The 14,151-nt window shown below is 38.4% G+C and carries 9 protein-coding genes; 5 read left to right on the top strand and 4 right to left on the bottom strand.

The features are described 5' to 3' along the window. Positions 1 to 73: 73 nt before the first annotated feature. The 3 genes from ACZ5A8_RS21855 to ACZ5A8_RS21845 all read right to left on the bottom strand — a co-directional run bounded on the left by ACZ5A8_RS21855 (position 74) and on the right by ACZ5A8_RS21845 (position 3,041). Complete coding sequence (locus ACZ5A8_RS21855) at positions 74 to 553, bottom strand: RNA-binding domain-containing protein (protein WP_229392206.1); 480 nt, start codon at positions 551 to 553, stop codon at positions 74 to 76. A gap of 209 nt (positions 554 to 762) precedes the next feature. Continuing rightward, positions 763 to 1,308: a dephospho-CoA kinase gene (locus tag ACZ5A8_RS21850; protein WP_229392205.1), complete on the bottom strand. Its 546-nt coding sequence runs from the start codon at positions 1,306 to 1,308 to the stop codon at positions 763 to 765. 488 nt (positions 1,309 to 1,796) lie between these two features. Beyond that, positions 1,797 to 3,041, bottom strand: a complete 1,245-nt coding sequence (locus tag ACZ5A8_RS21845; RefSeq protein ID WP_229392203.1) for an ORC1-type DNA replication protein — start codon at positions 3,039 to 3,041, stop codon at positions 1,797 to 1,799. A 1,287-nt stretch (positions 3,042 to 4,328) separates the two neighbouring features. Between ACZ5A8_RS21845 and ACZ5A8_RS21840 the strand changes: the two genes are divergently transcribed. Together ACZ5A8_RS21840 and putP are read left to right on the top strand one after the other, a co-directional pair. After that, complete coding sequence (locus tag ACZ5A8_RS21840; protein WP_464531512.1) at positions 4,329 to 4,457, top strand: hypothetical protein; 129 nt, start codon at positions 4,329 to 4,331, stop codon at positions 4,455 to 4,457. Between the two features lie 726 nt (positions 4,458 to 5,183). Continuing rightward, on the top strand, positions 5,184 to 6,713 hold the full coding sequence (putP, locus tag ACZ5A8_RS21835) for a sodium/proline symporter PutP (protein ID WP_464531511.1): 1,530 nt from the start codon (positions 5,184 to 5,186) through the stop codon (positions 6,711 to 6,713). Between the two features lie 1,310 nt (positions 6,714 to 8,023). Here putP and ACZ5A8_RS21830 read toward each other — a convergent pair. Next, on the bottom strand, positions 8,024 to 8,173 hold the full coding sequence (locus ACZ5A8_RS21830) for a hypothetical protein (RefSeq protein WP_464531509.1): 150 nt from the start codon (positions 8,171 to 8,173) through the stop codon (positions 8,024 to 8,026). Between the two features lie 331 nt (positions 8,174 to 8,504). Between ACZ5A8_RS21830 and mfnA the strand changes: the two genes are divergently transcribed. The 3 genes from mfnA to ACZ5A8_RS21815 all read left to right on the top strand — a co-directional run bounded on the left by mfnA (position 8,505) and on the right by ACZ5A8_RS21815 (position 13,995). Continuing rightward, the gene (mfnA, locus tag ACZ5A8_RS21825; protein WP_464531508.1) at positions 8,505 to 9,692 is read left to right on the top strand and encodes a tyrosine decarboxylase MfnA; all 1,188 of its coding nucleotides are present in this window, start codon (positions 8,505 to 8,507) and stop codon (positions 9,690 to 9,692) included. Positions 9,693 to 10,196: 504 nt separating this feature from the next. Then, complete coding sequence (locus ACZ5A8_RS21820; RefSeq protein WP_464531507.1) at positions 10,197 to 11,291, top strand: CBS domain-containing protein; 1,095 nt, start codon at positions 10,197 to 10,199, stop codon at positions 11,289 to 11,291. 1,159 nt (positions 11,292 to 12,450) lie between these two features. Further along, positions 12,451 to 13,995, top strand: a complete 1,545-nt coding sequence (locus ACZ5A8_RS21815) for a TraB/GumN family protein (protein WP_464531505.1) — start codon at positions 12,451 to 12,453, stop codon at positions 13,993 to 13,995. Positions 13,996 to 14,151 lie beyond the last annotated feature (156 nt).

Here is a 14,151-nt window from a genome sequence, read left to right as displayed (position 1 = left end):
TTAATAATTAATTAATTCCACATTAACTAATTCCGTATCAACTAATTCCGTATTAACTAAAAACTCGAGAACTTCAGCCCATTTCCACATAGTCGATTCCCATTTCAACAACTGGCACCCCTTCTTCGGTAAGAGGCAAAAGCCACTCAAAAAGCCTCTCCATTTCCTCAGAAGAGTCTGCCCTGATAATGACTTCAATAGATCCCATGTATTCTTCTTCAGCAGGAACGCTAGGAATTCCGACAAAAGCTGCCTGCTTGTTGAGTAAAAAACGGACCGAGAGCTCATCCCTGGATAATCCTTTATTGAAAGCCTTGTTGCGGATACTATCTATAATCTGTTCTCTACGAATAAGTCCGTGCAGTGTAAGCAGGAGATCAAGCCCTCCCTTGCCTGTAAGGAGAAAAGAAGGAGAAACTCCTTTTTCGGGTTCCGTTGCATCAATAGGTTCTTGTTGAAGTTCTATTCCTGTAAAAAGGCCCGAAACTGCTTTAATGACTTTTTCAGGGTCTTCCGTTGGGTATACAGCTGCTGAAACCTTTACACTTATCATAAATTTACTCCATTTATACTTTCAAATGTTATTGTTCTGGAAGGTTTTCAGTTGAATTGCTTTTTCGGCATTGCTCAACAGAAATTGATAATTGTCTTAACTTGCTCTCTTCGGGAAAGTTAATTTACATAACTTATTAAACCATCATTTGCAGGGTTTGTTCTTGAACGTTGTCCTATCAGGGCTCTCAAAATGCAGCCTCTCCGGACTTATGGTAAATAATTCCTCAAAACCTCGACAACATCTTTTCTGAAGATCTCAAGCGTGGAGTTATTTTCAATTTCCACATTGGAAGCTTCTATGGCTTCTCCCATGCCCCAGCCAAGTTCTCGTTCGTCCCTGTGGCGGAGACCTTCGATACTGTTCATATCATCGCTTCTTCCTCTTTTCTGGACTCTGGAAAAGCGGATCTCAATGGGAGCATAAATGGAAATAAGGATGAAGCCTCTTCCGAATTCCTGCCTGAAACACTCTACTTCAGCAATCCCGCGTACACCGTCAACAACCACAAGTTCAGAGCCTGTTTCTTTTATTTGAGAAATGCAACGTCTAGCAACAGCATCCATACCCTCACACTTGCGAAGGTCCGTTGCAACCATTCCGGTGTTTGAATCGTTGGGTTCAAGCCCACGCTTCAGAACTTCCTTCCGGATCACATCACCCATAATAATAACAGGAATGCCTATCTCAGTGGCAATCCTTGAAGCTTCGGATTTTCCCGAAGCTGGCATGCCTACGAACGCTATTATCTTCATCAAAAATTACCTTTTTAAACCTGAATCCTTGGATTTTAATTATAAGCCTGAACTATAAATCTGAGTAGAAGTTTAGATAGGAATCTCACTTAGAATTTCAGTGGAACCTCAAGTTATAACTTTAGACCATGAAATAATCTTTAGACCATAAGATATGATAGAAGCTTGAGCAGTATGGACTCTGAAATTAGTGAATATTACTGAATATTACTGAATAATATAGATCTATACCTGACATATACCTGGCATGTGAATTATGATATGATCCTAGTCAAACCACAGGATCATATATATTATTTCCTGAAAAAATAAGGCTATTTCTGAAAAATTGAAGGAAAAGCCTCAGGAAAGAAAATTATGAGAAAAGAGCTTCTGAGTAAAAACATGAAAATTATTGAGTGCATGAAAAAGCTTATCGAATGCATAGAAAAGCCAGAAAGGCCGGATCAAAAAGATAATCCGGGCTTTAAAAAGAAATCTATAGAAATTTAAGAGAACATCTTGTTGAAAACGGAGGCTTTAAAATCTACAAGAGGTTTGAGCCTGTAGTCTTCGAGGAGGACTTTGCGAGTGTTTTCCACAGGAACGCTCAAAGAGATTTCTTTTGTCCTTCCGTACCGTCCCTTACTTACTACTACTGCATTGACTATACCCAGCATGTCAAGTTCTGACATCAGGTCAGTGACCCTGCGCTGAGTAAGGATGTCCACATCAATATGATGGCAGAGCTGGCGATAAACATTATACATCTCGCCGGTTGTGATATTCTTGCCCTCTCTTCCGCGGTTCCTGAGCAGGATGATACTGTAAAGCACAAGTTTGGATTGGGTCGGGAGAGTACGCACGACTTCCACTACGCGGTCTATTTCGATTTTTTCTTGTGCGCGCCTTACGTGTTCCTCAAGAACCTGAGGCAGGTTTTCTCTCTCTGCAATTTCTCCAGAAACGCGCAGAAGATCAAGTGCCCTGCGGGCATCGCCGTGTTCCTGGGCTGCAAAAGCTGCACAGAGCGGGATTACCATTTCGCCAAGCACCCCATCATTGTAAGCCATTTTTGCCCTTTGCTTCAGGATATCACTTATCTGCTCGGCGTCATAAGGTGGAAAGATTAACTCCTCTTCACCCAGGGAACTTTTTACTCTGGGATCCAGAAACTCCGTGAATTTGAGGTCATTGGAAACCCCGATCATGCTGACCTTGGCTTTCTTGAGATCTGTATTGATCCTTGAAAGGTTGTAGAGTACATCATCGCCCTTCTTGATCAGTTTGTCAATTTCATCCAGAATGATAATAATAACCTGGTCTCTTGCATCGATCGCTTCCTTAAATTTCATGAAAACCTGGTCTGTAGGCCACCCGGTCATGGGCACCTCTTCTTCGAAATGCCTGGCAAGATTTGCAAGAAGCCTGTACTGGGTATCGATTACTTCGCAGTTAATATAAACAACAGAACAGAAAATTGACTTGTCTTCACTTACTCTTTCGAGTTCTTTTCCTACATACCTGGTCACTGCAGTCTTCCCTGTCCCTGTTTTTCCGTAAATCAGGACATTCGAAGGGGTCTCTCCACGGAGTGCGGAAACCAGGATAGTCGCAAGACTGTTTATCTGTTCATTCCTGTGTAATAACAGGTCCGGTGTATAAGAAGGACGAAGAACCTCTTTGTTTTTGAAAATTGACTTTCCGTCAAGTAATTTTTCGAATAAGCCGTCTAATGATTGAGCTTTTATCATAAATGACCCTCTTCATAAAAGTTATAATATCGCAAATGTAACGGGTTAAGACAGTCTATGTGGACAATTAACAGTTAATGCGTGTGTTGGTATTCAAAGTTGAAAATACTTAAGGAATTAACGAACCGCAAAATTTTTGCCCTTCCTGTAATTTCAAATTTTCGTATTTCATAGTCCAGTTCAGTTTTTAGTTTAGTGATTTAGTTTAGCTTTTTAGTTTAATCTGCCTGGTGTGAATTTTTTACTTTGGAGTGGTTTTTACTTTGGAGTGGTTTTTACTTTGGAATGGCTTTTACTTTGGAATGGCTTTTACTTTGGAATGGCTTTTACTTTGGAATGGCTTTTACTTTGGAGTGGTTTTTACTTTGGAGTGACTTTTACTTTGGAGTCCTAATTTTCGATCCCAAGTATTGGAGTAAATTTAGGCATTGAAAGCCCTGCTTAAGGAGCTAGATTATCATTTATATGTATCAAGATGGAAGATGGGAGAGAAAACTGCAAAGTTTAATCAAATTCTCAAAGTTTAAATTAAATTCTCAAAGTTTAAATCAAATTCTGAAAATGTTTTCGATCGTTTTTATCATTTGGAATTCCGCATGCTGGAAGCTCAAAACGTTATCCAAACATGGAAAAGATATATTGAAAGACTTGACTGTGAATTTTCAAGGTGTCTTTCACTCCTGATTCTCAATAACTCTGGAAATCAGGTTTGTTATTTTGTATAATTTTGATAAGCTAAACCATGTGAATTAGGGATTCACAAAGGGAGATGGATAGATAAATGCATATTTCTTAAAGTTTATGCCTGAAATTTTATTTCCAGCAGGCTGGGGGTAAGCTGAAAATTCGGTTGCGCACTTTAAGCCATCTCTTAAACCCTGATAAATCTGTACTCGGAACATTCTTTAGCTAAAATTTTAAGTTAAATTTGTATACAAACACCTGATTTCAAGGTAGGTTTGCAGTAGATGCAATGGAAGTACACCGTATTAATAGTTATGGTAAAGACCCCTTTAGTTCCACTGGAACTGATGTTTACCTTAAATATCTATTGAAGAAATCAACATCATCAGACTCATTTATAAAAAAATGAAGAGTAAATAGTTCCAGAACCCCCCGAAGGTAAGATTTAAATCCTCTTTTTCGCGTGGAAGAAGATCAAGAGTTTTTGAACCCCTTTATTTCCATTCAATGACTAAAAATTTTATTAGAGAATAATAATAAAAGGGAAATAAATGACTGTGTTGAAACGAAAGTGGATGCATCAAAAACAAAAACAGTTTTGTTATGAATAAAACCATTGACAATAAATTAATTAGTAAAAAAATACAAAGAGAAGGAAGAAAAATGAAGATTGATTCTAATAACAAATATACTGATGAAGTCTTGATGAGCAAAAAATTAGATATGTTTTGATATTAACTTATGAATTTTTATTTAGAATATATATTTTTCAAAATATTCTGTTTTAGAAAACCGGCTTTTTGAAGTTATTAATTTAATTATTACTATAGTTTTGCTTACTAATTTAGCATGAAAGTACTGCAACTTGAAAAGTACTTTCATATTTTTGTGCCTGTTATTCGAAGAATTTCATGTACATTTATGATAACAAAGAATTTTTTGAAAAATAAATTAAAAGTGACAATCCGTTAATAATTAGTTCAATGAGCCGAAATAAAACGAGCTGCTTTAATAATATCTGGATAACAGGATATTGCTATAGAACTGTTATAAATTATATACAATAATATAAGTAGCCTACTATAAAAGGTGTGTGACAAATAATTACATTTCTGAAGACACAATCGCCGACAGAATTGGTTTAACTAGTAAATATGAAGATGGAATTAACGTTAGCAGAAGTATCTTAAAGGAAATAATCTAACAAAAATTGTAATAGAATTTCTAACAGAATTTCTAGCAGGAAATCTAACTGAAGTCTAACTGAAGTCTAACAGAAGTCTAACAGAAGTCTAACAGAAATTTTAAAGGAAATGATGCTAACACAAGTAATTTTAGCCGAAGCATAGAATATTTTGTTAGATATAAATAACTTCCAAAAAGCCTACTAAAAACGAAGTTTACTTAAAAATAAAGTTTTACTTAAAAATGGAATTTTCTTAAAAATGGAGTTAAACAATGGTATCGGATAATTTTAGTATTATACTTGTTTTCGCAATATATCTGCTTTTCATGCTCTCCATCGGAGTTCTCTATTATCGGAAAACGGATAATCTTGCGGATTATATTTTAGGAGGAAGAAAGCTAAACAGCTGGGTTACCGCGCTGAGTTCTCAGGCATCGGATATGAGTGGCTGGTTGCTACTGGGATTACCCGGGTATGCTTACCTGTCAGGAATGGAATCTATCTGGTTAGCACTGGGATTGGCTGCTGGAACTTACCTGAACTGGAAATTTGTTGCAAAAAAATTACGCGAGTATACCGAGATTGCAGGGGATTCCATTACTATTCCCGTGTACTTTGAAAACAGGTTCAGAGATAAAAGCCATGTTTTGAGGATTATCTCATCTATACTGATTCTGGTTTTCTTCCTGCTTTACACATCTTCAGGACTTGTTGCAAGTGGAAAGCTTTTTAATACCGTTTTTGAAATCCCTTATCAGCAAGCTCTTCTTATCGGTGTACTGGTGATTATCAGCTATACGTTCCTCGGAGGTTTCATGGCTGTTTGCTGGACTGATTTTTTCCAGGGTATGCTAATGCTCTGTGCCATTATTTTTGTGCCTCTTGCAGCTATGAAAGGAATTGGAGGTTACGACTCGACCGTGAGCCTGATTGAGAGTATAGACCCACAAATGCTTAATCCCTGGACTGCTCTTGCTGGTGGTGCAATTCCTCTTATCTCAAACCTTGCCTGGGGCCTGGGATACTTTGGTATGCCGCACATCCTGGTCCGTTTTATGGCTATAGAATCCCCTGACAAAATTAAGCAGGCAAGAATTATTGCAATGGTCTGGGTCATTATTTCCCTTTTCTTTGCCGTAGCGATCGGGATTGTTGGAAGAGCTTACCTGTATCCTGAGTTTCTTGGAGCAGCTGGAAGCGAGACCATCTTTATGGTAATGGTAAATACCTTATTCACGCCCATTATTGCAGGAGTCCTCCTTGCGGCTATCCTTGCAGCCATCATGAGTACTGCTGATTCCCAGCTCCTTGTTGCCGCATCTGCCTTTACTGAAGACATTTACAGGATAGCCATGAAAAAAAGCGCAAGTGAAAAGGAACTTGTCTGGATGGGCAGGTTTGCAGTTATTGTAATTTCAGCAATTGCCTATCTAATAGCAAGGGACCCGAATAACTCGGTTATGGGTCTGGTCTCATATGCATGGGCAGGATTTGGAGCTGCCTTTGGGCCTGTTGTTCTCTTCTCTCTTTTTTGGAGAAAAACAACCAGAAACGGAGCACTCGGTGGAATGGTTGTTGGCGGCCTCGTCGTTATCATCTGGAAGCAGCTCTCGGGTGGAATTTTTGACCTGTATGAAATCGTCCCTGGATTCTTCCTCTCATGCATAACAATCTATACCATCAGCATTCTGGATAAGGAAGGCCCTGCAAAAGAAATCCTCAAAGAATTCGACCGCGTAAATCATGTAGCTCTCCATGGAAAGACCATTCACAGAGAAGATACGGAACCTTTCGAAACCTGATCTGAGTAGGGTCTGAGAATTACTTCTCTAGACCCTGTAAATCACTTTTAATCCAGACTCTATAAGAGTTCCTCCGCCAGTTAGCCTGGCACTACTTCCTTAATTTTTTCTCTTTTCTCTTTAATTCCATTCTCTTCTTTTTTTACTCTGAAAGACCGGACTAACTTCCGAAGACAAAGGCCGAACTGATTCCCGAAGACAAAAATGACACAAGATTACGAATACCATTGTACGGCTCTGGACTCGAGATCATTGTACGGCTCCCAACAAGATTTCGAGCCAGAATTTTGTGATTTATATTTGCTTAAAAATGTAATCAGATGAAAGTCGATGACCAAAAAGATGGGATACATAGTCAAAAAATTGAAATAAATTGAAGCTTCAAATTGAACTTCGTAAACCCAAGGATTTAAAGGTTAGATTAGGATTTTCAGGATTGGATTTAAGGATTGGATTTAAGGATTGGATTTAAGGATTGGATTTAAGGATTGGATTTAAGGATTGGATTTTCAGGATTTTGAGACTTAATTTTGAATATTGGTTTCCAAATTAATATGAAAGGCTAAGTTTTAGAGAATAGGTCAGATTTCCTAAAGGACTAAGTTTCAGAAAGTAGAGCGAGCTTTAGGAATCATAACTTAAAAAATTAGATTTTGAATTAATGGTAAGATTCGATAGTTTAAGATTTAGTAGTTAATAGTTTGTTTCCAGGAGTTTACATGTTCTGAAGTGCTTTGTCTATTGTATAAAATCTGGGTGAAATACTAGAAGAAAGAGGAGAGAAGAAAGAAATATGAACCCCCCTTTATTTCCACTGGAACGTTTATATAACCCCCGGACCCCATGGTTTCTACTGAAAGGTTTCAGGGATTTGAATAACAAAATAAAATTGTATTTTATTTTTGATATAACAAAAAATAATGTTGTTTAGTTATAATTCTAATTGTATATATAGTTTATTATTAAGGTATAAAAATGTAGAGGTTTTTACGAGCTAAACGAAAATAAAAAGGATTTATATAAGAATTAAAATAAATTTACAATTTTTTAATTAAATTTATTAATTAGTCAACAAAATTTATACTTCAACCACTTTATCCCTCTCCAGTAGAAATGAAGGGGTCCCTCTCAAATAAAACACTTCTTTGTATCAAAATATCCTTGATAATCTGGTCATTCAGGTTCTCCATTTACTGGAAAACCCTATGCAGTGACTAGAAAATATATAAAAAAGTACTCAAAAACTACTAATCAAAACTATTGAATCTCTTTCGAGTTATAAGCTAAACTGTTTTTAAACTAGTTAAGAACTAATTTAAGAACCTATATAGTTGCTTTTCCTTCTTCTTTTCCTTCTTCTTTCTTTTTCCTCTTTCTTCTTTTCCTCTTTCTTCTTTTCCTCTTTCTTCTTTTCCTTCTTCTTTCTCTTTTCTCCTTCTATTAGCTTTATTTATTTTCAAAAGTTTATGATTTTTTGAGTATTTCTCAAAGTCTTTCTTTTATTTTAATTTTTTCTTGTTCTTTTTTTTCCTTTCCTTTTTCTTATGTTTTTTTAGTTTTCAGTTCTTTTTTCCTTGTTTTTAGATTTTTTAAATCATTCTACTATTCTTATTTTTTTAATCACTTTGTTTTTCATTTATTAACCCTGCTTTTTTTATTTGAATGAATTCAAATATATCCCAAACAGGTAGCTAATTAAAACCATATTGGACTTCCAGGAAGTGTGGAAAGTTAGTTTTTCGAGGTTTATTCCATAAGTCTTTTAAATAAAACTAGTTTTACTTTATCTGTATGAATGAGCAGGGTCTTTCTGAAAGAGAGATATTTTCCTATCTGGAAAATGCAAAGTCAGAAGATACGGATTATTATCGGGTTTTAAGTTCTATGTGTACTCACCCTCATAAGATTGCAGTTGAAGGTCACAGGCTCTTTATTGAGGCTAACCTAGGCGATCTCGGGCTTTTTGCCGGAGCCCATAGGCTTGAGCAGGAGGTTGTCAGAATGCTCGGGGAGCTCCTTCACGCTCCTTCAATCAATATTCCTTCTGGAGACTCGTGTGAGAGTTCGGTTTGCGGCTACCTTACCACAGGAGGTACTGAATCGAATATTCAGGCTGTAAGAGGAATGAAAAATCTTGTAACCACAGGAAAGGAAGGATTAAAAGGAACTCCAAATATTGTAATTCCCGAATCGGCTCATTTTTCTTTTGATAAGGTTGCCGACATGATGGGTATAGAAGTCAGAAGGGCTTCTCTTGAGTCGGAGTTCAGGGTAGACCTGACATCTGTTGAAAGTCATATAAATAAGAATACCATAGGACTTGTAGGAATAGCAGGGAACACTGAGTTTGGCCAGGTGGACCCTATCGATAAACTCTCGGAACTAGCTCTTGAAAACGAACTTTTCCTGCATGTTGATGCGGCGTTCGGAGGCTTCGTAATTCCTTTCCTGGAAAAGCCCCAACCTTTTGATTTCAAAGTGCCAGGAGTTACTTCTATCGCTATAGACCCCCACAAGATGGGCCTGTCCACAATTCCATCAGGAGCTCTGCTTTTCAGGTCCCCTTCTTTCCTGGACTCCCTCAAGGTAAATACCCCATATCTTACTACAAAGTCTCAGTTCACACTTACAGGTACCCGCAGTGGAGCTTCAGCTGCCGCTACCTGCGCGGTCATGAAATATCTTGGTCACGAAGGTTACAGAAAAAATGTACAGTATTGCATGCAACTTACTGCAAAAATGGTTGCAGAAGCTCGGAAAATCGGTTTCGAACCCCTGCTCGAACCTGTAATGAATGTAGTTGCTCTGAAAGTCCCGAATCCTGACCTTGTCAGAGAACAGCTTCTTGAAAGATTTGGCTGGAATGTCTCAATCACCCGCATTCCAAGGGCCCTTCGCCTTGTCCTGATGCCCCACAATAATCCAGAAGATATCGAAATATTTTTGCGGGATCTTAAAACAGTGACAGCAGAAATTTAAAGATATTAAGTTTGCTATTAAAATTTAGCTATTAAAGTTTAGCTATTAAAATTTAGCTGTTAAAAATTTACTATTAAAGTTTAGCTATTAAAATTCAGATATTAAAAATTTAGATATTAAAAATTAAAGTTGTCATTTGTTGCAAGCCATTCACTTTTTCTTTATCTTATTTTTACGTGACAGTCTTTTATATAACAGTCCAACGTATGATTCAGAATTCTTTTGTCAGACTACTTTTTTGTCAGACTACTTTATCCACTAATAATTCTTATCAGATTTGTTATACATATTCATCAAGTTTGTTACAAGCATTTATCAAGTCTGTTTATTCAGGTTTGCTGTACATATTTACCGATTCGGATATGATGCAAAAATAATTATACTATTTAAAATAATATAATACACGTTTTTAACCTTTGATTCCTGTCTCTTAAGTAGGTTAAATTGTATATAACTTATCAAGTACTTGTGTTTATATAAACTAAATAGGGGGTATTTTGTTTCATGAAATCTGCACTGAAAATCGGAAGTGTACTGGGCATACCTATAAGACTGCATATCACTTTTCTTTTGATACTTCCCATTTTTGCATATGTATTTGCAATCAATCCATATCCTTATGGCTTTCAGGGGGTTGAACCGCCTGCGACAAAATACGCGCTTTCCGCTCTCACTGCAATTCTGCTCTTCGCGTCAATTCTTTTGCATGAGCTTGCACATTCATATTTGGCAAAGCGATATGGAGTCAATATTGAGAGCATCACGCTCTTCCTCTTCGGAGGAGTATCTTCAATGGAAGAGATGCCAAGGGACCCCGGACAGGAAGCAAAGATGGCTTTTGCAGGGCCTCTAACAAGCCTGATTATAGGTGCTGCCTGCCTTCTCGTATACGGAAATATAATTGCGCCAAATCCTGCGCTTTCTGGAAATCCTGTTTATCTGACAATCTGGATTCTTGGAGCCATGAATATAGTGCTCGCAATTTTCAATCTGTTGCCCGCATTTCCAATGGATGGGGGCAGGGTGCTACGTTCTTTCTATGCCAGGAGAATGTCTTACGTTAAAGCTACACAAAGTGCAGCTGCGGTAGGGAAGTTTTTTGCTATTCTGATGGCGATCTTCGGAATTCTCGTAGGAAACCTCTGGTTCCCTTTGATTGCTCTCTTCATTTACGTTGGTGCATCCGAGGAAGAGCGTTCCACTCAGGCATCCGTAACTCTAGAAAATGTCCTGGTAAGAGATATAATGACGAAAGATGTAGTTTCCGTACCCTCTTCCATGAATATCGAAGAACTGGTTCATTTCATGTTTGAAAATAAGCATATGGGTTATCCTGTAATAGACGGGGGAAGCCTGAAAGGTATTGTAACTTTTACCGACATCCAGCGCGTTTCTATTCTTGACCGCCCTGTAACCCGGGTCTCGGATATTATGACCAGGGATGTCCTATCCGTTCCTTCCAGTGCACAGGCGAGTGACGTCCTCAAACTGGTTACGTCTAGAAACATAGGAAGAGTCCTGGTCATTGATAACGGGTCTCTTGTAGGAGTACTTTCCAGAACAGATCTGGTCCGGACATTGAGGCTTAGATCAGAATGATGCACTAATATTCCTTCCTGCAAATATACATCGAAGAAGGATCAGAAGAAGGATGTGCATCAGAAGAAGGATGTGCGTCAGAAGAAGGATGTGAATCCGAAGAGAAGTGTACATCTGAAGGAAGGCGTATCTGAAGAGGAGCGCATCTGAAGAAAAATGTGAGCCTAAAAAGAATTATATAAATGCACACGGAGAATCTAAACTAAATTATTAAAGGAGAACTGTAAATAGCAAAGTGTGAATTTCTGGCAGGTAATCGTACTGGCTAATTATCTGCCTGAACTAAATTCTTTTATAGCTTATTTGTACTGTCTGCCACGTGTATGTTCGGGCTGTTTCAGATGTATAATTTAATATCTTTGAAGTATAGTTTAATCTTGAATACATGGTTTAATACTTTGAAATATATCTTAACGCTTTAGATACGTAGTTTGGTATAAGGCAATTATAAGGCAATTATAAGTTAATTATTCACAATAAACGGTGGTACATAGCTAGAAGGTCGATATTACTGCAGGGCAGCCTTATGGCATCTTTTGACTTTCTTTATAGACGCTGCGCGTGACCTTGCCAATCGGCTTCAATCAAATTAGGGATCAATCTTCAACCGCACTGGATAAATGGAGTGCCAAAACATCAATTACTTGACCGTGGACAATTCAATAAATATAACCTATCTTACATTTGGAGTCTTACATATTGGATATCTATAAATTTTACATATTGGATATCTATAAATTGGCTATAATGTATAGATTGATTATGATAGATGGCTATTAATAGATCAGTTATTAACAGGCCAGACGTTTAAGATCAGTTATTTATTATCAGCTATTTAAGGACCAATTATTTACGGATCATTTATTTAAGGATCAGTTACTTACGGATCAGTTATATAACATATGTAACTTATTTAATGTGTATGGATTAATTATACCATGTATTGAATTACCTGTGTACTAAATCATTAGTTGATATCTTCTAATTCGCGGCAGTGAATGTTTATATCATAAATATGATGGATAAATTACATATTCTGGCAATGGGCTTGAAGTAAAGTAATGTGCTCTGGACAGCAGTATGTAGCAATACAGTGGAATGCTTTGCTCTATACACTTTTATCCGTTACTTCTAATCTACCGCAGAAGAGAGACTGATAATGGATAGGTCTGAAATTACAGATTCTCAGGACAAGGATCCTGAATACAATTTTCATAGTTCATCTCAGGAGTCAATATACTCTATGGACAAACTTATAACAAAATCCACAGAAGATAGCGTTTCTGTCGGGAAGTCTAAACTTTCCGATTCTTCGATCAACAAGCCCGAGGAAACCAGGGCTTCTGTGCCGGTGTCTGCAGTGGAAGTCGAAGAGGTTGAAGTGAAGCTCGATATAAGTTCCGAGCTTATTGCAGAACCTCTTCCTGACTCAGCTTCAGAAGTCTCAGTTCCTTCTTCTTTCCAGCCTCCGTCTGCGGATGGGAACAATCCGGCTATCAAGTTTCAGCCTTCAAAGGTTGTGCTCATAGGTACGGCACATGTTTCTGAAAAGAGCGTGGCTGAAGTCAGGGATACTATCAGGAAGCTTAAACCCGATATTGTAGCCATTGAGCTCTGCCGTGCACGTTATGACTCTCTTAAAGGAAACGTCCAGCAGACAAACCAGCTTCCAATAAAGGAAATTCTCGCTGAAGGAAAGGTGTACTTTTACCTTGTCCACTGGCTGCTAGCCTATGTGCAGAAAAAGATCGGTGAAGACATGGGTGTAAAACCCGGCTCTGAGATGATTTCTGCAATTGAGGAAGCAGAAGCGTCAGGAGCCAGAGTAGCTTTAATTGACAGAGATATTCAGGTTACTCTCCAGCGGTTCTGGGGCCGCATGAAATTCCTGGAAAAAATAAAGATGCTCGGCTCTCTCATAGGCGGCCTTATAGGAATAGGAAGAGGAGTCGATATCGACATCGATCAGATTACTCAACAGGATGTTGTCACAGCCCTTGTCAGCGAGCTCAGAGAATTTGCCCCAACTGCAGCTGAAACTCTAATAGATGAGCGGGATGCATACCTTGCAGGGAGCATCCTCAAGGTGGCTGCTGGCGGAAATAAAACGATTGTTGCAGTTATTGGAGCAGGACATAAGCCAGGAGTAATTAATCACCTGAAACACCCAAAGAGCATCCCGCCTCTCAATACTCTTATGGAGGTTCCGAAAAAGCGCATTGGAATCGGTAAAGTTATCGGTTTTGGAATCGTTGGTCTCGCGATCCTTGTTTTTTTGCTGCTGCTCGCATCGGGCACTCCTCTGAAACTCCTCTTGATAGCTTTCGGATGGTGGTTCCTGATTAACGGGGTTTTGAGCGCAGCCGGTGCCCTACTGGCGGGGGGACATCCATACTCTGCTCTTACTGCCTTTTCGGTTGCCTGGTTAACCTCTCTGAACCCTATGATGGCTGCAGGCTGGTTTGCAGGGCTGGTAGAAGCAAAACAGCGAAATCCTACCACTGACGACATTAAAGCCCTTGCAGGTATAGAAACCTTCAAAGAAATGTTCAAAAACAGGTTCATGCGTGTTCTACTTGTAGCCAGCTTTGCCAATATAGGAAGTGTAATAGGCACTTTCCTTGGGGCATATGTAATGATGCAGGTTACAGGTCTCGACCCGCAGGATCTTCTCCGTTCAGGGATCAGTGCGCTCGGACTTTAAGGATAATTCCCTGGTAGCTGGACGATGTCTTTGCTTTCCAGGTTTTTCCGATTTTTTATTTTTTGTTCGCTTCTTGAAGATCCCTGTTCTTTTACGATTCGCACTCTTTTGTAAATCGGCTTTTTTCTCTTATAAACGTCTTTACTACATTTTATT

The organism is Methanosarcina subterranea (genome assembly GCF_055385895.1).
Note: the sequence above shows the minus strand (reverse complement) of the source record. Positions and strands in the feature narration are given on the sequence as shown.

What these genes read in the sequence shown, in the direction of transcription:
- ACZ5A8_RS21855 (WP_229392206.1), bottom strand. Translation starts at nt 553, where the DNA reads ATGATAAGTGTAAAGGTTTCAGCAGCTGTATACCCAACGGAAGACCCT.
- ACZ5A8_RS21850 (WP_229392205.1), bottom strand. Translation starts at nt 1,308, where the DNA reads ATGAAGATAATAGCGTTCGTAGGCATGCCAGCTTCGGGAAAATCCGAA.
- ACZ5A8_RS21845 (WP_229392203.1), bottom strand. Translation starts at nt 3,041, where the DNA reads ATGATAAAAGCTCAATCATTAGACGGCTTATTCGAAAAATTACTTGAC.
- ACZ5A8_RS21840 (WP_464531512.1), top strand. Translation starts at nt 4,329, where the DNA reads ATGAATAAAACCATTGACAATAAATTAATTAGTAAAAAAATACAAAGA.
- putP (WP_464531511.1), top strand. Translation starts at nt 5,184, where the DNA reads ATGGTATCGGATAATTTTAGTATTATACTTGTTTTCGCAATATATCTG.
- mfnA (WP_464531508.1), top strand. Translation starts at nt 8,505, where the DNA reads ATGAATGAGCAGGGTCTTTCTGAAAGAGAGATATTTTCCTATCTGGAA.
- ACZ5A8_RS21820 (WP_464531507.1), top strand. Translation starts at nt 10,197, where the DNA reads ATGAAATCTGCACTGAAAATCGGAAGTGTACTGGGCATACCTATAAGA.
- ACZ5A8_RS21815 (WP_464531505.1), top strand. Translation starts at nt 12,451, where the DNA reads ATGGATAGGTCTGAAATTACAGATTCTCAGGACAAGGATCCTGAATAC.